Origin of the sequence: Stenotrophomonas pictorum JCM 9942 (assembly GCF_001431585.1) — a bacterium.
Lineage (GTDB): Bacteria > Pseudomonadota > Gammaproteobacteria > Xanthomonadales > Xanthomonadaceae > Stenotrophomonas > Stenotrophomonas pictorum.
This window is the reverse complement of sequence record NZ_LLXS01000028.1, coordinates 1-24,223: the sequence shown is the minus strand read 5'-3', so window position 1 is coordinate 24,223 and position 24,223 is coordinate 1. Positions and strand designations below refer to the sequence as shown.

Below are 24,223 nucleotides of genomic sequence, written 5' to 3'. Positions count from 1 at the left end.
CGCTTAACGGTGACACAACGCGATCAAACACCAGTCCGTAAAATTTGTCACGGCCTGTTGCAACAGAAACGTCAGCACTTACTGCCGCGCCGCCAATTCGCCCCGATAGCGGTCAGCCAATTGCGCCACGCGCTGCACGTAGTACTGGGTTTCCCGATACGGCGGTACGCCGCCATGACGGTCGACGGCACCTTCGCCAGCGTTGTAACCGGCCGCCGCCAGCGTCAGGTTGCCGTTGAAGCGGCGTAGCAGCCAGGCCAGGTACTGCACGCCGCCACGGATGTTCTGTCCGGCGTCGTAGGAATCGGAAACCCCGAAGCGACGTGCGGTCGGCGGCATCAACTGCATCAGGCCCTGGGCTCCGGCACGGCTGAGCGCGGTCGGATTGAACGCCGACTCGGCATGGATGATGGCGCGCACCACCGCTTCCTCGACTCCAAACTCGCGGGCAGCCGACGCAATCTCGGCACTGTAGGCGTGGGTGTTCAGACGCACCGAGCCGAAGTTGACCCGCGACTGCACGCCACAGGCAAAGCAGCGCTCGATATAGCTGTACTGGATGGTGCGCACCTGGCCGACGCTGGCCAGCTGTGCGGGCCGGGCGCTGGTGTAATGGCGGACGCCATCTTTCATATAGGAATAGACCTGCCCGCTGACCACGCGCTGGGCTTTCCCAGCGGTCGCAGGCGCGGGTGCCGGAAGGGGCGCCACCGCAGCCGGTGCGACCTGGGCGGCCACTGGGGTGGGGCTGGATCCGGAAGCGGTGTCCGCAAGAGTCGCCGGCGAAGAAGCCGGAGGGGCCACCACCGGCATTCGCCGGGGCGCCTCGCGTGCGGGCCGGTAGCTGCTGACCACGCTGCACTGGGCCCCGCCGATGCGCTTGCTGACATAGTTCGCTACGCCATCGCCACCGACACACTTGTACAGCGTGCCCGCACTGGCCGGCGCGGCGGTCAGTGTCGCGGCAAGAACTGCGGCGATCCCCAAAATCCCCTTCATGGGCGGGGAGTCTCCCAGCTTCACCGGGGCTTGCCAAGTATTTGACGGCCCGCCGGCCCTGCGCCCGGGCATGGACCGATACAATAGCCGGCTTCGAATGCGGCCTTCGGGTCGTTGCCCGCCCACCCGTCTGGAATACGCACCATGCCCGGGACGCCCGCTTCTCCCTCGCCGAATCCGGCCGGCTCCGACGTGCCGTCTGTTGAAATGACCACTCCTGAACTCATTCCCCTGCCCAGCGCCAAGCCGAAGCCTGCCGGCGGCGCGCGCGGCAAGCTGTATATCAAGACCCACGGTTGCCAGATGAACGAGTACGACTCGGCCAAGATGGCCGACGTGCTGGCCGAATCCGAAGGCCTGGAGCTGACCGACAACCCCGAAGAAGCCGATGTGGTGCTGGTCAACACGTGCTCCATCCGCGAGAAGGCGCAGGAGAAGGTGTTCAGCCAGCTCGGCCGCTGGAAGGCGCTCAAGGCCGGTGGCCGCGATGTCATCATCGGAGTCGGCGGCTGCGTGGCGTCGCAGGAAGGCGAAGCCATCGTCAAACGCGCGCCCTACGTGGACCTGGTCTTCGGCCCGCAGACCCTGCACCGCCTGCCGGAGCTGATCCGCGCCCGCCGCGAGCAGAACAAGCCGCAGGTGGACATCAGCTTCCCGGAGATCGAGAAGTTCGACCGCCTGCCCGAGCCCCGCGCCGAAGGCCCGTCGGCGTTCGTGTCGATCATGGAGGGCTGCTCCAAGTACTGCTCGTTCTGCGTGGTGCCCTACACCCGCGGCACCGAGGTCAGCCGGCCGTTCGAGGATGTGCTGGTGGAATGCGCGCAGCTGGCGGCGCAGGGGGTGCGCGAGATCAACCTGCTCGGCCAGAACGTCAACGCCTACCGGGGTCCCTATGGAGACGGCGAGATCGCCGACCTGGGCCTGCTGATCCGCACCCTGGCCGAAATCGACGGCATCGGCCGCATCCGTTTCACCACCTCGCACCCGCTGGAGTTCAGCGACTCGCTGATCGACGCCTATCGCGACGTACCGCAGCTGGCCAACTATCTGCACCTGCCGGTGCAGGCCGGCAGTGACCGCATCCTCAGCGCGATGAAGCGCGGCTACACCGCACTGGAATTCAAGGCCAAGATCCGCAAGCTGCGCGCGGTGCGCCCGGACATCTCGATCAGTTCGGATTTCATCGTCGGCTTCCCCGGCGAAACCGAGGCCGATTTCGAAAAGACCATGAAGCTGATCGAGGACGTCGGCTTCGACCAGAGCTTCTCCTTCATCTACTCGCGCCGCCCGGGCACTCCGGCCGCCGACCTGGAGGACACCATCAGCGACGCCGAGAAGCATGCGCGCCTGTCGCGCCTGCAGGCGCACATCAACGACCATGCCGCCGGCATTTCGCGGTCGATGGTGGGCAGCGTGCAGTCGGTGCTGGTCGAAGGCCCCTCGCGCAAGGACCCCAACGAGCTGACCGGCAAGACCGAGAACATGCGTTCGGTGAACTTCCCCGGCCACCCGCGCCTGGTCGGCCAGTTCGTCGATGTGGTCATCACCGAGGCGCTGAGCAACTCGCTGCGCGGGCGCATCGTCGCGGCCTGATTCCGCTCCGGCCGGACCCGTTCCGGCCGGGCGGCAGGCCTTGGCGATTTTTTGACCAACCGCGCAAAAGCCCTGGCCTGCCTGCACGGCCGGGGCTTATCCACATCTTTGCCAAGCCCCGGTCCACAACCGCTGTGGATACTGCAGCGTTCAATCCAGCCGCTTGCGGAAGCGCAGTATCGCCAGCGCCATCATCACCACGATGAGAGCCAGCAGCGCCAGCACTTCCGGCCACAGCTCCCACAGCCGCGCCCCGCGCAGCATGATGCCGCGGATCAGGCGCAGGAAGTGGGTCAATGGCAGCAGCTCGGCCAGCCATTGCACCGGCCGTGGCATCCCCTCGAACGGAAACATGAAACCCGACAGCAGGATCGAAGGCAGGAACACGAACATCGTCATCTGCATCGCCTGGAACTGCGAGCGTGCCTTGGTCGAGATCAACAGCCCCAGGGCCAGGTTGGCCACGATCAATAGCATCGTCGCCAGATAGACCTCCAGCACGCTGCCACGGACCGGCACCTGGAACAGCCAGACTCCCAGCAGCAGGACCAGCGAGGTCTGGACCAGGCCGATCGCCACATACGGCAGCACCTTGCCGATCATCAGCTCGCTGCGACTGAGCGGGGTGGCGATCAGCAGTTCCATGTTGCCGCGCTCGCGTTCGCGCACGATCGCCACTGCGGTGAACATCACCATGGTCATGGTCAGGATGATGCCGATCAGACCCGGCACGATATTGACCGCAGAACGCCGCTGCGGGTTGTAGAAGGCGACCACGCTGACCTGGCCGCTGCCGCCGGTCGCGCCGGTGCGCAGCGGCCGATCATTGCGCAATGGCCGTGTCTCCAGCGGCACCTGCGCCAGCTGCAGCGCCGTGCTCTGCACCACCGTGTCGCTGCCGTCGACCAGCACCTGCACCGCCTCGCGCCCCTCGAAGCGGCGACGCTCGAAATCCGCAGGAATCACCACCCCGACACTGATCTGGCCGCGCCGCAGCGCGTGCATCAGCTCCTCCGGCGTCTGCACCCACAGCGCCGGGGCGATCACCCCGGTGGCGACCATGTCCATCACCAGCGCCCGCGAGGCGCTGGTACCGGCCTGGTCGGCGACGCCGGCCTGCAGGTGGCGCAGGTTGAGATTGATCGCATAGCCGAACAGCACCAGCTGCATCACCGGGATGCCGACGATCATGGCCAGGGTGATGCGATCGCGGCGCAGCTGGCGCAGCTCCTTCAGCACGATGGCCCAGAGCCGGCGCAGGCTCATGCGTCCCTCCCGCCCTTCTCGGCATCGGCACCGCCACGGCCGCGGGTAGCCGAGACGAACACATCCTCCAGATTGGGCGGCACCGGTGTCACCTGTGCCCGCAGCCCTGCGGCCTGCAACTGCCGCTGCAGGCGCGCCGGGAGGTCATCACCGGGTTGGACCAGCACCCGCAGCAGATTGCCGATCTGCGCCACACTGAGCACTCCCGGCAGCTGCGACAGCACGCGCTGCGCCTGCCGCGGCTGCGCCACCGACACCCCCAGCGTGCAGCCCTGCAGCGCGCCGGCCAGTTCGGCCGGAGAGCCATCGGCCACCAGCCGGCCGCGGTCCAGGATCGCCAGACGATGGCAGCGCTCGGCTTCGTCCATGTAATGCGTGGATACCAGCAACGTGGTGCCGGCATCGGCCAGATCGAACAGCTTTTCCCAGAAGTCGCGCCGCGATTCCGGATCCACCGCGCTGGTCGGCTCGTCCAGGAACAGCAACTCCGGCTGCTGGATCACCGCGCCGGCCAGGGCCAGCCGCTGCTTCTGCCCGCCACTGAGGGTGCCTGCCAGCTGCTTCTGCCGGTCCTGGAAATCGTATTGCTCGATCAGCTCGGCAATCCGGCGCGCCGCCACGGCGCGGGCAATGCCCTGCACCGCGGCGAGGAATTCCAGGTTCTCGCGCACGCTCAGGTCCTCGAACAGCGAAAAGCGCTGGGTCATGTAGCCGATGCGCCGGCGCAGCTGCTCGGCCTGTGCCGGAATCGTGAGCCCCAGCACCTCGATCTCGCCCGCGCTGGGCGTGAGCAGGCCGCACAGCATGCGGATGGTGGTCGACTTGCCCGAACCGTTCGGGCCCAGGAACCCGTACACACTGGCCCGGGGCACGCACAGGTCGACCTGGTCGACCGCAGTGAGCTGCCCGAAACGCCGGGTGAGTCCGCGCGTGCGGATCGCCGGACCCGCGTCCCTGGCAGCCCCTGCAGCGTGCTCCACCGGGCCGCTCAGAAGGTCACCTGCACCGGCACGCCGGCCGGCAACCGCGCCAGCTCCCCGGCATCGTTGTCGGCCGTCAGCTCCACTTCGGCCATATAACTCAAGCGTCCGGCGTCATCGCCACTGAGCGCGTAATAAGGAGTGAATACCGGCTCACTGCGGATCGCCCGCACCCGCCCGGCCAAGCGCCCCGCCCGTCCCTGCAGCTCGACCTGCGCGCGCTGTCCGACCACCACCGAGGCCCGCAACGGCGCCGGCAGATAGATCCGTGCGTAGGGGTGTGCGCCCACCAGCAGCACCACCAGCGGTGCCCCTACCGGCGCGACGTCACCCTGGCGATACGGCAGGGCATCGACCACCCCGGCACGCGGCGCGACCAGTGCCAGCTTCTCGAGCGTGACCGCCTGCTCGGCCAGCTGCGCCTGCGCGGCCTGCAGCTGCGCCCTGCCCTGGGCGACTTGCTCCGGACGTGTGCCACCAGCCAGCGCCTGCAGTGCCTGCTCGGCGGCCTCCATCGCGCCGCCGGCATTGCCGGCTGCCGCACGCGCACGGTCAACCTCTGCGGCGGCCACCAGCTGCTGCCGTCCCAACGGCTGCAAGCGCGCCAGATAGGCCGATGCGTCGGCCGCGCGTGCCCGCGCCGCCTCCAGGTTTGCCCGCGCCTGGGCGATCTCCTCCTGCTGGGGGCCATTGCGCAACTCGGCCCAGGCGGCCTGCGCGCGCAGGGATTGCGCCTGCAGGGCGGCCAGCTGCGCCGCGGCACGGGTGGTTTCCAGCTGCAGCAGCGCCGCACCGGCCTCGACCCGCTGCCCCTCCGTGACTTCAATGCCGACGATGGTCTCGGCCGCCGGCGCCGGCACCACGATCCGGTCCCATTCCAGCGTGCCCAGCACCTGCGGCGGCGCCTTGCCACAGGCCGCCAGCAGCAACGCCAGTACCACCGGCAGCAGCGGCAATCGCGGTGCAGGCAAAAACGCTGGCATCGGAAGAACCCTCGCAGTGGCGTGCAGCAGGCGGCAGCGGACAACACCCTCACCTTGGCCACGCCGGCGTTAAATCCGCATCAGCAGCCATTGGCGATTATTTGACCAGCACCCGGAAACCCTTGCCAGCGTGGCGTCTTGCAGCCTTATCCACACCTTTCTCCGACAACCGCCCACAATCGCTGTGGATGACGCCAGCTGGACTGGCGGCATTTTCACCACCCCGCGTAAAGCCTTGTGCGGCAATGGCTGGCAGACCTTGTCCACAGGTTGCTGCAGCAGCACTGCACAGCGCCTGTGGAGAACCCGGCGGCTCTCGCCGAAGGCGGGACCTGCCCCGGCACCGGTCGCTCCAGCAGGCACGCGACGGCCAGCCCCATACGCCTCCGGCACGCAGGTCAACGGCGCCGACAAACGGTATCCCGCTCCACGACCGCGTGTGAGCCGCAGCCGGCCCCCGCTCCTAGGTCCGGGTTGCTGGTGGTCCCCTGCCGCGCGCGCTACCCTTCCTTGTCCCTCTTTCCTCCGCGCCGCCCCGGCGCGAGCTTTTTTCTGAAATGACGACCCATTCCCAACGCGATTTCACCCTGGAACCGGCAGACAACGAACGGCTGGCCAACCTCGCCGGCCCATTCGACGAACATCTGCGCCAGATCGAGCTCAAACTCGGCGTGGAAATCGCCAACCGCGGCCCGATCTTCCGCATCAGCGGCCCGGGCAAAACCCCGGCCGAGGCCGAAAAACTGATCAAGGCGCTATATGCCGAGGCCGCCGAGACGGTGTTCGACAGCCACGCCATCCACCTGCGACTGAACCGGGCCAACGTCGAGCACGTCGCCGGGCAGGCCTACGAGGCGCAGGAAGTGGCGATCAAGGTCAAGCGCGGCACCGTGCGTGGCCGCGGCGCCAACCAGTCCAAATACCTGCACCAGATCGCCACCCACGACATCAACTTCGGCATCGGCCCGGCCGGTACCGGCAAGACCTTCCTGGCCGTGGCGATGGCGGTGGATGCACTGAACGAAGCGCGCGTGCAGCGCCTGATCCTGGTGCGTCCGGCGGTGGAGGCCGGCGAAAAACTGGGCTTCCTGCCCGGCGACCTGTCGCAGAAGGTCGACCCGTACCTGCGTCCGCTGTACGACGCGCTGTACGAGATGCTGGGCGTGGAGAAAGTGGCCAAGCTGCTGGAGAAGAACGTCATCGAGATCGCGCCGCTGGCCTACATGCGCGGACGCACCCTCAACGACGCGTTCGTGATCCTGGACGAGGCGCAGAACACCACCATCGAACAGATGAAGATGTTCCTGACCCGGTTGGGCTTCGGCTCCACCGCGGTGGTCACCGGCGACCTGACCCAGAACGACCTGCCCAAACACGTCAAATCCGGCCTGCGCGACGCCATCGAGGTGTTGCGTGGCGTGGAAGGCGTGAGCTTCACGTTCTTCGAATCGCGCGACGTGGTGCGTCACCCGCTGGTGGCGCGCATCGTCAACGCCTATGACCGCCGCGACCTGCAGCAGGTCAAACCCGGAGCAGACCTATGACCAGGGGCCCCACCCGCCTTGATGTAGCCATCAGCTACGCCCTGCCCCGTGCCGGCCTGCCGGCGGCGGTGAGCTTCCGCAAATGGGCCGCTGCCGCGTTGAAGGGGCGTATCCGCGAAGCCGACCTGGCCATCCGTCTGGTCGATACCAAGGAAGGCCAGTCGCTGAACCACCACTACCGTGGCAAGGATTACGCCACCAATGTGCTCAGCTTCCCGGCCGAGCTGCCCGAGGGCCTGCCCAAGGGCGTGAAGTTCCCGCTGCTGGGCGACCTGGTGATCTGCGCGCCGGTGGTGGCCCGCGAGGCCGCCGAACAGGGCAAGGCCCTCAATGCCCACTACGCCCACCTGACCGTGCACGGCGTGCTGCATCTGCTGGGCTGGGACCACGAGGACGACAAGGAAGCCGAGGCGATGGAGCAGCTGGAGCGCGAAATCCTGGCCGACCTCGGCATCACCGATCCCTACGCCGGCGAACGCTGAATTCCGATGAAGCGTCTTTCCCTGTGCCTTCTGCTGTGCCTGGTCAGCGGCAACAGCGCCGCCGCCACCGCCATCGACCTGCCGGCGTTGATCGAATGTCGCCAGAGCGTGAGTGATTTCACCGCACTGGCGCCGATCGCCAACGACCCGCTCAAGGCCGTGGCGCTGGGCTGGCGGCCGCTGCCGCAGGGCAACCTGTTCATGGCCGAATACCGGCTCAACACCCCGATCACCGTGTTCGGCCGCCGTGCCGACCATATCGCCATGGCCGGCGCCACCATCGTGGCGATCCTCGACCTGCCCGATCCCCGTGAACTGGCCCGCGAACTGGACCTGGAATCGGCAGTGGATACCCCGGACAAAGCCATGTTCGGCCGCGAACTGGTCAGCCGCGACGTGATCGATGCCAGGACTGGCGAAGCCCTGATCGAATCGGTGATCCTGAGCGTGTCCAACGTCAAATCCCACCCCGGCAAAACCCTGGCCGGCTGCACCTACAGCCTGGACATCCCCGCCGAGGATGAAGCGCCGGAGGCCCCGCAAAAGGCCCCGGCGGCACCGTCACCGGCATGAGCTGACCGGAGCGGACATCCTGTTAGACTTGCGCCCAACGCCCGGTTTAGCGGGTGCAGTCAATTGAAGAGATGTCTGAAGACGACAGTAGTACCTCCCCGGAGCAAGGCGAGAAGAAGCGCAGCTGGCTTGAGCGCTTGACTGCGGCCTTCTCCGGCGAACCCCACACCCGCGACGAACTGCTTGCCGTGCTGCACACGGCACAACAGGACGGGCTGATCGCCGCGGACACCCTGCGCATGATGGAAGGCGCCATCTCGGTGGCCGAACTGACTGTCGGCGACGTGATGATCTCGCGCTCGCACATGGTGTCGCTGCCGGTCGACTCGCCGTTCCTGGAACTGATGAAGCAGGTGGTGGAATCGGGCCACTCGCGCTTCCCGGTCCATGGCGAGAACAAGGACGACATTCTCGGCATCCTGCTGGCCAAGGACCTGCTGCGCGGCGTGGTCGCCGACAACACCCACGCCAGCGTGCGCGAGTTGCTGCGCCCGGCGGTGCTGATTCCCGAATCGAAAAAGCTCAATGTGCTGCTCAAGGAGTTCCGGCTCTCGCGCAACCACATGGCGATCGTGGTGGACGAATACGGCGGTGTCGCCGGGCTGGTCACCATCGAGGACGTGCTGGAGCAGATCGTCGGCCAGATCGACGACGAGCATGACGAGACCGAGGACCACACCGCGCAGATCGCCATCCAGGCCGATGGCCGCTATGTGGTGGACGCACTGACCGCCATCGAGGATTTCAACGAGCGTTTCGGCGCCGATTTCCCCGACGATGACTACGACACCATTGGCGGTCTGGTCACCGAGGCCATCGGCCACCTGCCGGAGACCGGGGACGAGCTGACCCTGGACCGTTTCGTGTTCCGTGTGGCCCGCGCCGATGCCCGTCGCGTGCAGGCATTCCACGTCACGGTGCTACCCCCCGAAACCCGGGACGACGATTGATCCGCCGGCATCTGCCGCGGCTGCTGTCCGCATTACTGCTGCTGTGCCTGCTGCTGGTCTGCACGACCGGCAGCGCCCAGCCGGCCGCGGTCCAGCCCACTGACGCCACCACGCCACGTATCGGCGTGGTGACCATGCTGCCGGGCGAGGTCTTCTTCGAGCGCTTCGGCCACGATGCGCTGGTGGTACTCGACCCGGCCAGCGGCCAGGCCACGTCCTACAACTTCGGCTTCTTCGATCCGTCCGAACCGGATTTCATCGGCAATTTCGTGCGCGGCCGGATGATGTATTACCTGGTGGCGCTGCCCCTGGAAGAAGACCTGGCCCAGTACCGCGACGCCGGCCGCGGGGCCAGCCTGCAGTGGCTGGATCTTCCGCCGCAGCAGGCGCGGCAGCTGGCCGACGCCCTGGCCGAGCATGCCAAACCGGAAAATGCACGCTACCGCTACGACTACTTCACCGCCAACTGCGCCACGATGGTGCGTGACAGCCTGGATCAGGCCATGGGCGGAGGCCTGCAATCGCAGCTGGCCGGGCGCTCGCGCGGCAATACCTATCGCAGCGAATCGGTGCGCCTTGCCTCGCCTTCCCTGTGGATGTGGCTGGGATTCGACCTGGGACTGGGGCCGTTCGCCGACCGGCCACTGTCGCGCTGGCAGGAAGCCTTCGTGCCGATGCGCCTGGCCGACAGCCTGCGCGAAGCCCGCAACAGTGAGGGGCGCCCCCTGGTACAGGCCGAGCAGCAGCTGTTGCCGCAGCGCCTGGCCGCCGAACCCCAGGAGCAGCGCCGTCACTGGTGGCCATGGCTGCTGGTGGGGCTGGCAGTGTCCGCGTCTCTGTTTGCGGCACGTCGCAAATCCCGGGCGATGGCCGCGTTCGCACTGCCGTTCTGGCTGTTCTGCGGTATCGCCGGTGCGCTGCTGACCTATCTGTGGGGCTTCAGCGAGCATCAAGCCGCCTGGGCCAATCGCAATCTGTTGCTGCTCAATCCACTGGCCCTGCTGCTGATTCCCGGCGCGGTCAGTCTGCTGCGTGGCCGTCGCCCCGGCCGCGGTTTCCGTATCGCAGTGGGGCTGCTGGCCGTGATCGCGCTGGTCGCGCTGCCGCTGCACTGGCTGTCGCTGCAGCCGCAGTTCAATGTGCAGTGGATCGTGCTGCTGCTGCCGATCCACCTGACTCTGGCGACCCTGCTCGGCAACCCGGCAGCGACCGTTTCCAAGGCAGAATAGGCCGCATGGAACCGACCCTGCCCGCATCCGTTTCGCCGCCAGTGAACCCGGCGTGCGTGATCAACTGCACCTGGTACGGCGAGGACGGCACGCTGCGCGCACTGGACCTGGACAGCATCAGCGACGTACTGGCCGACGATGCCAAGGGTTTTGTCTGGGTCGGCCTGTATGAGCCCGACGATGCGGTGCTGGACAAGGTCCAGGAAGAGTTCGATCTGCATGACCTGGCCGTCGAAGACACCCGCAAGGCGCACCAGCGGCCCAAGATCGAGACCTATGGCAACTCGCTGTTCGTGGTGGTGCATACCGCGCAGGTGGTGGACGAGCGTATCCGTTACGGCGAAACCCATGCCTTCCTGGGCCCACGCTATCTGGTGACGGTGCGCCATGGCGCTTCGCTGTCCTATGCGCCGGTTCGGGCGCGACTGGAGCGCGAGGCCGAGCAGCTGGCGATGGGTCCCTCGTTCTGCCTGTACTCGGTACTCGATGCGGTGGTCGACAACTACCTGCCGATCACCGACAGCTTCAGCGAAACGCTGGATCTGCTGGAAAAAGACATCTTCGCCGAGAGCTACAAACGCCGCACGGTGATCCGCCTGTACGAACTGCGGCGCGAGCTCAACAAGATGCGCCTGGCCGTCGCCCCGCTGCAGGATGCGCTGGCGCAGCTGCAACGCAACCAGGCGCAGCTGATCAACGAAGAAGTCCGCCTGTACCTGCGCGATGTGCAGGACCATGCCGCGCGGGTCAACGATGCCATCGACACCCTGCGCGAAATGCTGGGCACCGCGTTGAGCGTGAACCTGTCACTGGTGACGCTGACCCAGGGCGAAACGGTCAAGCGCCTCGGCGCCTGGGCCGCGCTGCTGGCCGCGCCCACCCTGATCACCAGCTGGTACGGCATGAACTTCAAGTTCATGCCGGAGCTGGAGGGACGCTTCGCTTATCCGCTGTTGATCACCAGTGTGGCGGTCACCTGCGTCGTGCTGTACCGCCTGTTCAAACGGGCGCGCTGGCTGTAACCGCCGCGGTGCGGCTTCCACCGCCGACGCGCACCAATTGGGGACACCGACTCCCGCTCAAGCCACATAGACGGTCTTGATATTCATGAACTCGTGGATGCCATGCCCGGCCAGTTCGCGACCGAAGCCGGAACGCTTGGTCCCGCCAAATGGCAGACGCGCATCGCTTTTGACCACCGAGTTCACGAACGCCGCGCCGCACTGCAGCTGCAGCGCCAGCGTTTCGCCCCTTGCGGCATCGGCGGTCCACACGCTGCCGCCCAGACCAAACGTCGTATCGTTGGCCACACGCACCGCCTCTGCGTCGTCCTTCACCCGCAGGATCGCCGCCACCGGCCCGAACAGCTCCTGCTCGTAGGCCGGCATGCCGGGACCGACATGGTCGAGGATGGAAGCCTGGTAGCCGGCATGGCTGCCGGCCACCGGCTCACCGCCCAGCAGCAGCGTTGCCCCCTTGTCGATGCTCTCACGCACCTGCCGGTGCAACTCGTCGCGCAGGTCCCCACGCGCCAGCGGCGCCAACGTGGTCGCCTCGTCCTGCGGATCACCGTGGATGCGCGCCTTGGCGGCTTCGACAAAGCGCTTCACGAAGGTGTCGGCGATGGGCTCCACCACGATGAAGCGTTTTGCCGCGATGCAGGTCTGGCCGGCATTGTCGAAGCGCGACTTCACCGCGGCCGCGACCGCCGTATCGATATCGGCATCCGCCAGCACCACGAACGCGTCACTTCCGCCCAGCTCCATCACGCACTTTTTGAGCTGATCACCGGCGTTGGCCGCGATCGAACGCCCTGCCCGCTCGCTACCGGTCAGCGTGACCGCCTTGATACGGCGGTCGCGCAACACCGCGGCGGCCTGCTCATTGTCGATATGCAGCACGTCGAACACGCCCTGCGGCACACCGGCGGCAGCCACCACCTCGCGCAACAGATCGGCGCATCCGGGCACATTGCTGGCGTGCTTGAGCAGCGCCACGTTGCCGGCCATCAAGCCCGGTGCAAGGAAGCGGATCACCTGCCAGACCGGAAAATTCCACGGCATCACCGCCATCACACAGCCGATGGGCTGATAGACCACGTAGCTGCGCTGCGCTTCGGTAGGAATCGGCTGCGGCGCGAGATAGTCGCCGGCGTGATCGGCGTAGTACTCGCAGGCGGCGGCACTCTTCTCGATCTCGGCCAGCGCCTCGCGGCGCAACTTGCCCATCTCGGCGGTCATCGTGCGCTGGAGCTCATCGCGTCGCGCGCGCAAGCCGGCAGCGATCTTGTGCAGGAACTGCCCCCGCTGCGCCAACGCCAGTGACGACCATGCCGGGAACGCCGACTCGGCGGCGGCAAGCCGCTGCTCGATCTCGGCCGCGCCCATCAGCGCGATCGTGCCTACGACCTGCCCGCTGAAAGGATTCACTGTCTGATACGACGCCATGGCACCCACCTGCATTCAACGAGGCGGTCATGGTAACGCCGGCACTGGAAAGCCGGCGTCAGTACATCGCGTGGCAGGCCGCCGCGCCGCGGCGCGCATACCGCAGGCGCGACGGATCAGCCGTTGTCCTGCAGGGCCAGCTGCATGTCGCGCTGGCGCAGCTTGTCGGCACGTGCGGAAATCCACCAGCCGATCACCGCCACCGCCGATACCGCCAGCACCAGCAACGTCGCCAGCGCGTTGATCTTCGGGCTCACGCCCATGCGCACCGAGGCGAAGATCTTCATCGGCAGCGTAGTCGAGCTGGGGCCGGCGACGAAGCTGGCGATCACCACGTCATCCAGCGACAGGGTGAACGCGAGCAGCCAGCCCGACATCAGCGCCGGAGCGATGATCGGCAAGGTGATCAGGAAGAACACCTTCAGCCGGTTGGCGCCCAGGTCCATCGCCGCCTCTTCCAGCGAACGGTCCAACTCCTGCAGACGCGAGGACACCACCACCGTGACAAAGGAAATGGTGAAGGTCACATGCGCGATCCAGATCGCCACCACGCCCTTGGAGGGCAGCCCGAACAGTCCCCCCATCGACACCAGCATCAGCAGGATCGACAGGCCGATGATCACTTCCGGCATCACCAGCGGCGCGGTCATCAGCGCCCCGAACAGGGTCTTGCTGGGGAAACGCTTGAAACGCGTCATCGCCATCGCCGCCATCGTGCCGATCACCATCGAGGCCGTAGCCGTCCAGAATGCGATCTTCAGGCTCACCCATGCCGCCTGCAGCAGCTGGCGGTCGCGGAACAGTTCGCCGTACCACTTGGAGGAAAAACCCGCCCACACCGTCGCCAGCTTGGACGAATTGAACGAATACAGCATCAACAGCAGGATCGGCAGGTACAGGAACGCAAAGCCGAGCAGCAGTACGCTCCAGCCCAGCCAGGAATTACGCCGGGTCATGCTCATACCAGTCGCCCCTCCAGCTCGCGCTGTTGCGCACGGTTGAAGATCAGGATCGGAATCAGCAGCAGGATCAGCATCACGATCGCCACCGCCGAAGCCAGCGGCCAGTCGCGGTTGTTGAAGAACTCGCCCCACAGCACACGGCCGATCATCAGCGTATCCGGGCCGCCAAGCATCTCCGGGATCACGAATTCGCCGACCGCCGGGATCATCACCAGCATGCAGCCGGCGATGATGCCGTTGCGCGACAGCGGCAGGGTGATCTTCAAGAACGCCTTCCACGGCCGCGCGCCGAGGTCGTAGGCCGCCTCCAGCAGGCGATGGTCAAGCTTGACCAGGTTGGCGTACAACGGCAGCACCATGAACGGCAGGTAGCAGTAGACGATGCCGATGTAGGCTGCCACCGGGGTGTAGAGGATGCGCAACGGTTCATCGATCAGCCCCATTCCCATCAGGGTCCGGTTGATCAGGCCATTGCTGTCGAGGATGCCGATCCACGCATAGACACGGATCAGGAACGAGGTCCACGACGGCAGCACCACCAGCATCATCGCGATGTTGCGTGCCGACGGCGACATGCGCGCGATCACATACGCCATCGGGTAACCGATCAGCAGCGTCAGCAGCGTGGAGATCAGCGCGATCTTGATCGAGCTCAGGTAGGCCACGACGTACTGGCTGTCGGTGAACAGCTGCGTGTAGTTGCCCAGATTGAGATTGATGGTGAAAGCACTGTCCACGTACTCCACGATCGAGGTATACGGCGGCATCGCCACCGCCATCTTGGCGAAGGAGATTTTCAACACGATCAGGAACGGGATCGCGAAGAACAGCAGCAGCCACAGGTAAGGCACGCCGATCACACCCGCGCGTGCACCCGGCAGCCAACGCCGCCAACCGCTGGTGAGTGGACTGGTCGCGCTCATGAGGTCAGCACCACGCCGTCGTTGTCGTCCCAGGACACCCAGACTTCGTCGTTCCAGGTGATGCCGTCACTGTCCCAGCGCTTCATGTTGGCGAAGTTGGACAGGATCTTGGCACCGCTGGGCAGGCGCACGTGGTAGACCGAGTGGCTGCCGAAATAGGCGATGTCCTCGACCACGCCGAAGGCCTTGTTGGTGTCGCCCTCGGGCTCTTCCTTGGCGATATGCACCTTCTCCGGACGCAGCGCGAAGGCCACCGGCTGGCCTTCGTAACCGGTGATGCCGTGGCCGACGTAGATCGGCGCCGGGAAGTCGGCGGTGCGCACGGTGACGTATTCGGGCAGGTCTTCGTCGATCACGCCTTCAAAAGAATTCACCGAGCCGATGAATCCGGCGACGAAGCGGTTGGCCGGTTGCTCGTAGATATCATCCGGCTTGCCGATCTGCTGGATCCAGCCCTGGTCCATCACCGCGATGCGGGTGGCCATGGTCATGGCTTCTTCCTGGTCATGGGTGACCATCACGCAGGTCACGCCAAGCTGCTCGATGATGTTGACCAGCTCCAGCTGCATCTTCGAGCGCAGCTTCTTGTCCAGAGCGCCCATCGGCTCATCCAGCAACAGCAGCTTGGGGCTCTTGGCCAACGAGCGGGCCAGCGCCACACGCTGCTGCTGGCCGCCGGACAGCTGGTGCGGCTTGCGCTTGCCCAGCTTCTGCAGCTGCACCAGCTCCAGCATCTCGCCAACGCGGCGGGCGATGGCATCCTTGGCCATGCCGTCCTGCTTGAGGCCGAAGGCGATGTTCTGCTCCACCGTCATGTGCGGGAACAGCGCATAGGACTGGAACATCATGTTGATCGGACGCTCATATGGCGGCAGCGCGGTGATCGGCTGGCCGTCGAGCAGGATCGTGCCCTTGGTCGGGGTTTCAAAGCCGGCCAGGCAGCGCAGCAGGGTGGACTTGCCGCTGCCCGAACCGCCCAGCAGGGCAAAGATCTCGCCCTTGCGCACGTCCAGGTTGACGTCGTCGACAGCGACGAAGCCATCGAATTCCTTGCGCAGATCACGGATGGACAGGTAGCCGGGCTCGTTGTTCAGGACAACGGTCGCCGGCGAGGCTTCAACGGGCATGCTCAGGCTCCAGGCACGGGCAGATGGACAAACGGACGTAGTTTAGCCCCCGCGTTTTGCAGGGGACACCGCTATATCTGGCGGATGGCCCTCCAGCCAGAGCCGTTCACGGTCAGGGGACAGGGCTGCGCCGGGCCGGTTACCGGCCCCGGAGCTGGGGGGAATCTGCTTGCCGGCAGGCCGGGCAGAAAGCAAAACAGCCTCCATGGGGTGCACGGAGGCTGCCTGGGGCAGTAAGGGAGCCGCCACGGTCCCCCTGCCGGTCAGCGGGTTCCACGACCTGTCAGGCCGGGACGGACCCCGCGCTGGCGATCAGCGCCCGGTTTTGATCTGGGTCCACAGACGGGTGTACAGCTTGTCCGTCTCCGGGGTGTTGATCCCATAGGTGAACATCTTGGCCGCCACATCGGTCGGCGGATAGACGGTGGCGTCGTTGCGGATCGCCTCGTCCACCATCGGCGTGGCCGCCGTGACCGGGTTGGCGTACTGGGTCACGTTGGTGTTGTTGGCGGCCACCTGCGGTTCCAGCAGGTAGTTGATGAACGCATAGGCGTTTTCCGGATGCTTGGCATCCTTGGGGATCGCCAGCATGTCGAACCACTGCGGCGCACCTTCCTTCGGAATCGAGTACGCCACTTCCACACCATTGCCGGCTTCCTCGGCACGGTCGCGGGCCTGGATGATGTCACCGGACCAGCCCACCACCAGGCAGGTGCTGCCATTGGCCAGCGAACCCACGTACTGGCTGGAATGGAAATTCTGCACATACGGGCGGATCGACTTGAGCAGCCCGGCCGCCTTCTCGATCGCCACCGGATCGGCACTGTGCGGATCTTCGCCCAGATAGTGCAGCGCGATCGGAATCATGTCGGCCGGGGTGTCCAGGATGGTCACGCCGCAATCTTTCATCTTGGCGATGTTTTCCGGCTTGAACACCAGGTCCCAGCTGGTGGCGATCTCGGTGCTGCCACCAAAACGTTCCTTGAGCTTGGCCACGTTGTAGCCGATGCCGGTGGTGCCGATCATGTACGGCACACCGTAGTTGTTGTCCGGGTCCTGGCCGGCGATGCGCGCCATCACCGCCGGGTCGAGATTGGCCAGGTTCGGGATCTTGCTCTTGTCCAGCGGCAGGAACACGCCGGCCTGGATCTGGCGGCCGAAGAAGTTCAGCGTCGGCACCACGATGTCATAGCCGCTGTCACCGGTCAGCAGCTTGGTCTCGACCATCTCATCGCTGTCGAACACGTCATAGGTGACCTTGATGCCGGTCGCCTTCTCGAAATTCGGGATGGTGTCCTCGGCGATGTAGTCCGAGTAGTTGTAAACGTTGAGGACCTTGGCCTCGCCGCCTTCGGGCGCCTTGGCGCCTTCGTCCTTGCCACCGCAGGCGGCAAGCAGGGAAAGGGCGACACCCGCGGTCAAAATGCGCAGCTTCATGGATTCTCCAGTGGTGATCCGGGAGCAATGGGGGAACCGGTTGGACCGGTGGTGGCTTATTGTCCCACCTGAGGGCCGCTTAGCGAACCCTCGCCACTCAACACTTGCACCCATCCATCGCTGTGAATTTCCGCGAAATCATACATTTAGCAGCAGGAATTCACGTTCCCAGGAGCTGATCACGCGGAAGAAGGTCTCGTATTCCTTGCGTTTGACCGAGATGTAGGCGCGACAGAAACGGCGTCCCAGCAATTCCTGCAGCGCATCGCAGCCTTCCAGTCCATCCAGCGATTCGCCCAGCGAGCGCGGCAGCTCGTACCCCAGCCCCTTGGCATTGCCGGTGACCGGCGCGGTCGGTTTGAGGTTCTCGCGGATCCCGAGCAGGCCGCAGGCCAGGGTGCCGGCCATCGCCAGATACGGATTGGCGTCAGAGCCGGCAAAGCGGCTTTCCACCCGCGCATTTTCCTGGGTGTCCATCGGCACGCGCAGGCCGCAGGTACGGTTGTCGAAGCCCCACTCCACGTTGCTGGGCGAAACCTCGCCGAACACCAGACGCCGGTAGGAGTTCACGTTCGGCGCGAAAAACCCCATCGCCATCGGCACATATTTCTGCAGGCCGGCCAGATAGCTCTCGAACAGCGCGCTGTACTCGCCCTCCTTCTTGCCGGCGAACACGTTGCGGCCGTCACTGATGCGCACCAGGCTCTGGTGGATATGCATCGCGCTGCCCGGCTCGGTTTCCATCGGTTTGGCCAGGAAGGTCGCATACACCCCGTGGCGCAAGGCCGACTCGCGCATGGTGCGCTTGAACAGGAACACCTGGTCGGCCAGTGACATCGCATCGGCGTGGGTGAAATTCACCTCCAGCTGCGCGGCGCCGGATTCATGGATCAGCGTGTCCACGTCCAGTTTCATCGCGTCGCAGTAGTCGTACATCAGATCGAGGATCGGGTCGAACTCGTTGACCGCGTCGATCGAGTAGGACTGCCGTGCGGTTTCCGGACGTCCGGAACGGCCCGCCGGCGGCAGCAGCGGGAAATCCGGATCGGTGTTCTTCTGCACCAGGAAGAACTCCACCTCCGGCGCGACCACCGGTTTCAGCCCCAGCTCCTCGTAGGCGGCCAGCACCCGCCGCAACACGTTGCGTGGCGCCAGCTCGTGCGGTTCACCGGTCTTGGTGTAGCAGTCATGGATGATCTGTGCGGTCGGGTCGGTGGCCCAGGGCACCATGCGCACCGTGTCCGGATCCGGGCGCAGGATCATGTCGGCATCGGCCGGCGAGGTCAGTTCGTAATAGTCATCGGGAAAATCACCGGTGACGGTGGTGGCGAAGATGCCTTCGGGCAGACGCGTGCCGTAGTCGTGGGAGAACTTGTCCGCCGGGATGATCTTGCCGCGCGCGTTGCCGGTGATGTCCGGCACCAGGCATTCGACCTCGGTGATGTGCCGTTCCTTGAGCCAGCGCAGCAGGGAACTTTCTTCCTGCACGCTGGCAGCGGTTTTGCGGGTTCGGGGGCGCGAGGTCATGACGGATCAACTTTTCTGTTTCTGCGACTGGTAGCGGCGACAGGCCTCGCCGAAGGCTTTGAAAATACCGCAATAGAACGGGTTCTCGCTGAAACGCCATTCCGGATGGAACTGCACGCCCAGCAGGAACGATGAGCCGGGGCCACGGAAGGCCTCGATCAGCCCATCCGGCGCACGTGCCTCGACCTGCAGGCCCTCGCCCAGCCGGGACACGCCCTGGCCGTGCACCGAGTTGACCTGCACTTCGCCCGTACCGGCAATGCCGGCCAACAGGCCCGCCGAGGTCAATGTCAGCCGATGGGCCGGCCCATATTGCACATCCAGCGGTGAATCCGGATCTTCACGGTGATCGGCCAGGCCCGGTACGTTGTGTACCTGCGGATGCAGGCTGCCGCCACAGGCGACATTGACCTCCTGGAAGCCGCGGCAGATCGCCAGGATCGGCAGGCCCATCGCCATAGCCTGCGGGATCAGGCCCAGCACATTGGTATCGCGTGCCGGGTCGTGCGGATTGCCGGGCCAGCTCGCGCCGCCGGCGTAATGGTGCGGCTCGATATTGCTGGTTGCCCCGGTCAGCAGCAGGCCATCAAGCCGTGCCAGCCAGGCATCGGCCGGCAGCGGTGGCTGCAACAGGGGAAGCACGACCGGCATCGTCTGCGCAGCCTCGGCTACGGCGCGCACGTACTTCTCACCGACCACGAGAAAGGGATGCGAGCCGATCGGCTTGCGGTCGGTGGGCAAGCCGACCAGCGGCAGGCTGGCCATGCGTCATGCTCTGGAAAGATGCGGAGCACGCTACCGCCGCCCTTGCGATTAGGCAACCACACACCCGGCTCCGTTCACCCCGTGCCCGGCACACCGGTCACCTGCGGGCATGGCAGGTGCGCGCCCTGCACACCGCGCGCTTTACACTCCCCGCCCCCGACCTGACCGATCAATCCGCCTGATGTCCGTGGACACCCCCCAGTCCGGCTATCCCCCCAGCTGGTATGCCGCCAGCCAGGCGGAAGTGCCTGCCCGCCCGCCCTTGCGCGGCCCGGCCCAGACCGACGTGGCCGTCCTGGGCGCTGGCTATACCGGGTTGACCGCCGCACTGGCCCTGGCTGAAAAGGGCTACCGCGTCAGCGTGCTGGAAGCCGCGCGGGTCGGCTGGGGTGCCTCCGGACGCAACGGTGGCCAGGCCATCGTCGGCTACGGCTGCGCACCGGACACCCTGGAAGCACTGGTCGGCGAGGCCGACGCACGGCGGCTGTTCGATTTCTCGCGCGACGGCATGGCGATGCTGAAACACCGCATCGCCCGCCACAACATCGATTGCGACTGGCGCGACGGTCATGCCAGCGTGCCGATCCAGCCGCGCCAGGAACGCGCCCTGCGGGTGGACATCGAGCGCATGGCCGCCCGCTACAACTACCCGCTGGAATGGTGGGATCGCGCGCGCCTGCGCCAGGAACTGGCCAGCGAGCGTTACCTCGGCGCGCTGTATGACCCGGCCAGCGGCCACCTGCATCCCTTGGCGTACGCGCAGGGACTGGCGCGTGCGGCCGAAGCCGCCGGAGTCACGCTCCACGAGCATTCGCCGGTGGTGCGGCTGCAGCGCGGCCCACGGGCGGTGCTGCATACCGCGCAGGGCCAGCTCAGCGCCGATTTCGTGGTGCTGGCCGGCAACGCCTGGCTGCAGGGCATCGCGCCGGAACTGGAAACGAGGATGATGCCGGTCGGCACCTATATCGGCGCCACCCAACCGCTGGGCGCCGAGCGCGCCAGGGCACTGATCCGCAACGACATGGCCGTGGCCGACGTGAACTGGGCGCTGGACTACTTCCGCCTGAGCCGCGACCACCGCCTGCTGTTCGGCGGCCAGGCCAACTATTCGGCGCTGCCGCCGCCGGGCCTGCGCGCCAGCATGACCCGGCGCATGCGCCGGGTGTTTCCGCAGCTGGCCGATGTGGAGCTGGAGTACCTGTGGGGCGGCTATATCGATATCACCCGCAACCGCGCCCCGCACTGGGGGCGGCTGACGCCAAACATCTATTTCGCCCAGGGTTTTTCCGGGCATGGCGTGGCCAGCACCGGTCTGGCCGGCGAGGTGATCGCCGCCGCCATTGCCGGCCAGGCCGAACGTCTGGACGTGTTCGAGCGCATCCCACACGGCGTGTTCCCCGGTGGCAAAGCACTGCGCATGCCACTGCTGGTGGCGGCCATGTCCTGGTACAAGCTGCGCGATCTGCTCGGCTAGGCCAACCGGCTCAAGTTCTTACGGCAGCCGCCGCTACCGGTTGTGATGCCCCAGCACCTTGCCCCCATGCCTGCCCTGCCGCAGGCCACTTTCGACAGCCGCCCGATCACGCCGCTGCCCCAGCGGATCCTGCTGGTGGAGAACTCGCGCACGTTCACCTCCATGCTTCGCGCAGCCATCGAGCAGCGCCTGGAGCTGCCGGTCAGCGTCGCCTCCACCCTGGAGGAGGCCGGCGAACTGCTGGACAGCGAAGGCGGCTGGTTCCTGGTGCTGACCGGGCTGGTACTGGCCGACGGGCACCGCGACCGCGTGGTCGACTATTTCGTCGATCGCGGCCTGCCCACCATCGTGGTCAGCGGCGTCTACGACGAGGGCCTGCGCAAACGCGTGCTGCAGCAGCAGATCATCGACTACGTGCTGAAGAACACCCCCGGCAGCATCGACTACCTGGTGTGGCTGGTGCAGCGCCTGGAACGCAATCGGCGCATCTCGGCCCTGGTGGTGGACGACTCGCCCTCGGCGCGCGCGTATGCGGCCTCGCTGCTGGGCATGTACGGCTATCACGTCAGCGAGGCGGCCGACGGCGCCAGCGCGCTGCAGCTGATAGAAACCGATCCGGCGATCCGCCTGGTCATTGTCGACCAGGAAATGCCGGGCATGGATGGCGTGGAACTGACTCGCCGGCTGCGTGCGCTGCGCGCGCGCGACAAGGTGGCGGTGATCGGCATTTCCGGCAACGCCGATCCGTCCCTGATCCCGCGTTTTCTGAAGAACGGCGCCAACGATTTCCTGCGCAAGCCGTTCTCGCGCGAGGAGTTTTTCTGCCGCATCTCGCAGAACGTGGACCAGCTGGAGCTGATCGGCACCCTGCAGGATCTGGCCACGCGCGATTTCCTTACCGGCCTGCCCAACCGGCGCAGCTTCCTGGAGCAGAGTCAGCGGCAACTGGGCCAGAACCGAACCGGCGCCATCACCGTGGCGATGCTGGACATCGACCACTTCAAGCACATCAATGACAGCCTCGGCCACGAAGCCGGTGACCAGGCGCTGCGTGCGGTCGCCGCGGTGCTGCAGGCCCACACCCGGCCGCACGACCTCAGCGCGCGTTTTGGCGGCGAGGAATTCTGCATGCTGGTCAACGACCTGGACGAGCCACGCAGCATCGAGTACTTCGAGCAGCTGCGCCAGGCCGTGGCGGCGTTGCAGCTGCAATTTGGCGAAAGCACGTTGCGCATGACCGTCAGCATCGGCCTTTGCCACATGCCCACCCACCACGGCAGCCTGCACCAGCTGATCACCGAGGCCGACCGCCAGCTGTATCTGGCCAAAGCCGGCGGGCGCAACCGGGTCTGCAGCCAGCAGCTGCCGTGATGGCCAGCGCCACTGGCGTCGCCGGCGGGCCTTGATCCAGATCAACGCGCGCCGGACCGCCACTGCCTAGAGTGCCGCCCACAGCTCTCACAGGAAGAACGCGCAGTGGCACTACTGGTATGGCAGGACGATCTCAATACGGGCGTGGAAGTCATCGACCACCAGCACATGCGTATCGTGGAAATGCTCAACCACCTGCACGTCGCGCAGAAGAGCCTGGAGCGCGTGGCGGTGGCCGAAGTGATCGACGAACTGGTGGACTACACCATGTCGCACTTCGCCTTCGAGGAAGAGCTGATGGAAGAAGCCGGCTATCCGTTCTGTGCCGCCCACAAGCGGGTCCATGAGGTGTTCGGCAAGCGCGTGTCCGAATACCGCCTGCGCTTCCAGGCCGGCGAAGATGTCACCGACGAGCTGCGCAACATGCTCTCGCGCTGGCTGTTCAACCATATCCGCGGTGACGACAAGGCCTATGCCGAACAGGTCAAGCGCCACCTCAACCAGTTCACCCGCGAGCACCAGCAGGGTGGCTGGCTGGGACGCACGCTCAAGCGCCTGTTCCACTGAGCATGGGCCGCGCCGACACCCTGTACCGCGAACCGTTCACCGGCCTGCGCTGGCTGGTGAGGGTGATTCGCCAGCTGGGCTGAACCGCCACAACCCGGCCGCGGCCCGCACCGTGCCTACGCGGGTACCGCTGCGCGCTGGCGCCGGATCAGCACCCACAGCGCGAGCCCGGTGACCAGCGCGGTCACACACAGATAGCAGCCGACAGCGGCAATCCCAAAGCGGCCGGCCAGCCAGGTCGCCGCATACGGCGCCGGCGCCGCACCGAGAATGCCGGCCAGGTTGAATGACAGCGACGCGCCGGTATAGCGCAGCTGCACCGGATACAGGCTGGCCAACATGGTGCCGCAGGGGCCGTAGGTCAGCCCCATCAGGAACAGACCCAGCGACAGGAACAGCAGTACCTGCCACGGATGCCCGGCCTGGAACAGCGGTTGGAACAGCAGACCGAAGACGAAGATCGCCCCCGTCGCCCATAACATCGCCTTCAAGGTGCCGCGCCGGTCGCCATACAGTGCGGCCAGCGGGATGCCGGCGGCGAAGAACAGGATGCCCACCATCTGCAGCAGCAGGAATTCCTCGCGCGCGTACCCCAGCGCCGAGGTGCCATGGCCCAGGGTGAACACCGTCATCAGATAGAACAGCACGAAGGTGGCAAAGGCCGCCAGGGTGCCGGCGACAACCGCAAAGCCATGCCCGGCCAGCACGTCACGCAACGGAAGGCGCACCCGCTGGCCGTTTTCCAGTGCTTTGCGGAAATCCGGGGTCTCGTGGATGTTCAGGCGCACCCACAGGCCGACGATCACCAGCAATGCACTGGCCACGAACGGCACCCGCCAGCCCCAGGCCAGGAACGCGGCATCGTCCATCACCTCGCCCAGCAACAGGAACGTGCCGGCCGAGAGCAGAAACCCCAGCGGCGCACCCAGCTGCGGAAACATTCCGTACCACGCCCGCTTGCCCGGCGGCGCGTTCTCGGTCGCCAGCAATACCGCGCCCCCCCATTCGCCCCCCAGTCCCAGCC

The 24,223-nt window shown here is 66.1% G+C and carries 22 protein-coding genes; 10 read left to right on the top strand and 12 right to left on the bottom strand.

Going from position 1 to position 24,223, the window contains the following annotated elements; translation table 11 throughout:
- Window positions 1-78 precede the first annotated feature (78 nt).
- Window positions 79-999 (bottom strand): lytic transglycosylase domain-containing protein, encoded by a 921-nt coding sequence (locus ARC78_RS10040; protein ID WP_054656759.1) that lies wholly within the window; start codon window positions 997-999, stop codon window positions 79-81.
- Window positions 1,000-1,143: 144 nt separating this feature from the next.
- Between ARC78_RS10040 and miaB the strand changes: the two genes are divergently transcribed.
- Window positions 1,144-2,592 (top strand): tRNA (N6-isopentenyl adenosine(37)-C2)-methylthiotransferase MiaB, encoded by a 1,449-nt coding sequence (miaB, locus tag ARC78_RS10035; RefSeq protein WP_425480563.1) that lies wholly within the window; start codon window positions 1,144-1,146, stop codon window positions 2,590-2,592.
- Window positions 2,593-2,742: 150 nt separating this feature from the next.
- Here the strand turns inward: miaB and ARC78_RS10030 are convergent, their stop codons facing one another.
- From ARC78_RS10030 to ARC78_RS10020, 3 genes are read right to left on the bottom strand one after another with little or no spacing between them, the layout of a single operon-like run.
- Window positions 2,743-3,858, bottom strand: coding sequence for an ABC transporter permease (locus tag ARC78_RS10030; protein ID WP_054656758.1), 1,116 nt, complete (start codon window positions 3,856-3,858; stop codon window positions 2,743-2,745).
- Window positions 3,855-4,796, bottom strand: coding sequence for an ABC transporter ATP-binding protein (locus ARC78_RS10025; RefSeq protein WP_057506234.1), 942 nt, complete (start codon window positions 4,794-4,796; stop codon window positions 3,855-3,857). Before ARC78_RS10025 ends, ARC78_RS10030 begins: the two co-directional genes overlap by 4 nt.
- Window positions 4,797-4,846: 50 nt before the next feature.
- Window positions 4,847-5,821 (bottom strand): HlyD family secretion protein, encoded by a 975-nt coding sequence (locus tag ARC78_RS10020; protein WP_057506225.1) that lies wholly within the window; start codon window positions 5,819-5,821, stop codon window positions 4,847-4,849.
- 557 nt (window positions 5,822-6,378) lie between these two features.
- Between ARC78_RS10020 and ARC78_RS10015 the strand changes: the two genes are divergently transcribed.
- The 6 genes from ARC78_RS10015 to ARC78_RS09990 all read left to right on the top strand — a co-directional run bounded on the left by ARC78_RS10015 (window position 6,379) and on the right by ARC78_RS09990 (window position 11,621).
- A complete protein-coding gene (locus ARC78_RS10015) occupies window positions 6,379-7,365 on the top strand; it encodes a PhoH family protein (protein ID WP_057506224.1) in 987 nt (328 codons plus the stop codon).
- Entirely contained in the window at window positions 7,362-7,847 is a 486-nt protein-coding gene (gene ybeY, locus ARC78_RS10010; protein WP_057506223.1) for an rRNA maturation RNase YbeY, read from the top strand. Before ARC78_RS10015 ends, ybeY begins: the two co-directional genes overlap by 4 nt.
- Before the next feature lie 6 nt (window positions 7,848-7,853).
- The gene (locus tag ARC78_RS10005; RefSeq protein WP_054657133.1) at window positions 7,854-8,420 is read left to right on the top strand and encodes a hypothetical protein; all 567 of its coding nucleotides are present in this window, start codon (window positions 7,854-7,856) and stop codon (window positions 8,418-8,420) included.
- Between the two features lie 71 nt (window positions 8,421-8,491).
- Window positions 8,492-9,370 carry a CorC family transporter gene (locus ARC78_RS10000; RefSeq protein ID WP_054657131.1) on the top strand — a complete coding sequence of 293 codons (879 nt, stop codon included), beginning with the start codon at window positions 8,492-8,494 and terminating at the stop codon, window positions 9,368-9,370.
- Complete coding sequence (locus ARC78_RS09995) at window positions 9,367-10,599, top strand: lipoprotein N-acyltransferase Lnb domain-containing protein (protein ID WP_057506222.1); 1,233 nt, start codon at window positions 9,367-9,369, stop codon at window positions 10,597-10,599. Before ARC78_RS10000 ends, ARC78_RS09995 begins: the two co-directional genes overlap by 4 nt.
- Before the next feature lie 5 nt (window positions 10,600-10,604).
- On the top strand, window positions 10,605-11,621 hold the full coding sequence (locus tag ARC78_RS09990) for a magnesium and cobalt transport protein CorA (protein ID WP_054657129.1): 1,017 nt from the start codon (window positions 10,605-10,607) through the stop codon (window positions 11,619-11,621).
- A gap of 57 nt (window positions 11,622-11,678) precedes the next feature.
- On the opposite strand, the gene ARC78_RS09985 is transcribed toward ARC78_RS09990, so the two are convergent.
- The 7 genes from ARC78_RS09985 to ARC78_RS09955 form a co-directional block, all read right to left on the bottom strand.
- Entirely contained in the window at window positions 11,679-13,046 is a 1,368-nt protein-coding gene (locus ARC78_RS09985; RefSeq protein ID WP_089153119.1) for an NAD-dependent succinate-semialdehyde dehydrogenase, read from the bottom strand.
- A 116-nt stretch (window positions 13,047-13,162) separates the two neighbouring features.
- Window positions 13,163-14,008, bottom strand: coding sequence for an ABC transporter permease subunit (locus ARC78_RS09980; protein WP_054657125.1), 846 nt, complete (start codon window positions 14,006-14,008; stop codon window positions 13,163-13,165).
- The gene (locus ARC78_RS09975) at window positions 14,005-14,931 is read right to left on the bottom strand and encodes an ABC transporter permease subunit (protein WP_057506221.1); all 927 of its coding nucleotides are present in this window, start codon (window positions 14,929-14,931) and stop codon (window positions 14,005-14,007) included. The genes ARC78_RS09980 and ARC78_RS09975 overlap by 4 nt, the downstream gene beginning before the upstream one ends.
- Window positions 14,928-16,058, bottom strand: a complete 1,131-nt coding sequence (locus tag ARC78_RS09970; RefSeq protein ID WP_057506220.1) for an ABC transporter ATP-binding protein — start codon at window positions 16,056-16,058, stop codon at window positions 14,928-14,930. The genes ARC78_RS09975 and ARC78_RS09970 overlap by 4 nt, the downstream gene beginning before the upstream one ends.
- A gap of 312 nt (window positions 16,059-16,370) precedes the next feature.
- A complete protein-coding gene (locus ARC78_RS09965) occupies window positions 16,371-17,495 on the bottom strand; it encodes a polyamine ABC transporter substrate-binding protein (protein ID WP_054657123.1) in 1,125 nt (374 codons plus the stop codon).
- A 138-nt stretch (window positions 17,496-17,633) separates the two neighbouring features.
- Complete coding sequence (locus tag ARC78_RS09960; RefSeq protein ID WP_054657121.1) at window positions 17,634-19,022, bottom strand: glutamine synthetase family protein; 1,389 nt, start codon at window positions 19,020-19,022, stop codon at window positions 17,634-17,636.
- Window positions 19,023-19,028: 6 nt separating this feature from the next.
- Window positions 19,029-19,787, bottom strand: a complete 759-nt coding sequence (locus tag ARC78_RS09955) for a gamma-glutamyl-gamma-aminobutyrate hydrolase family protein (protein ID WP_054657119.1) — start codon at window positions 19,785-19,787, stop codon at window positions 19,029-19,031.
- Between the two features lie 181 nt (window positions 19,788-19,968).
- Between ARC78_RS09955 and ARC78_RS09950 the strand changes: the two genes are divergently transcribed.
- From ARC78_RS09950 to ARC78_RS09940, 3 genes are all read left to right on the top strand, one after another.
- Complete coding sequence (locus tag ARC78_RS09950) at window positions 19,969-21,261, top strand: NAD(P)/FAD-dependent oxidoreductase (RefSeq protein ID WP_054657117.1); 1,293 nt, start codon at window positions 19,969-19,971, stop codon at window positions 21,259-21,261.
- Window positions 21,262-21,327: 66 nt separating this feature from the next.
- Window positions 21,328-22,632 (top strand): diguanylate cyclase, encoded by a 1,305-nt coding sequence (locus ARC78_RS09945; RefSeq protein ID WP_054657115.1) that lies wholly within the window; start codon window positions 21,328-21,330, stop codon window positions 22,630-22,632.
- 105 nt (window positions 22,633-22,737) lie between these two features.
- The gene (locus tag ARC78_RS09940; RefSeq protein WP_054657113.1) at window positions 22,738-23,199 is read left to right on the top strand and encodes a bacteriohemerythrin; all 462 of its coding nucleotides are present in this window, start codon (window positions 22,738-22,740) and stop codon (window positions 23,197-23,199) included.
- Between the two features lie 116 nt (window positions 23,200-23,315).
- Here ARC78_RS09940 and ARC78_RS09935 read toward each other — a convergent pair.
- The coding region (locus ARC78_RS09935; RefSeq protein WP_057506219.1) for an MFS transporter at window positions 23,316-24,223 on the bottom strand (908 nt) is incomplete at its 5' end.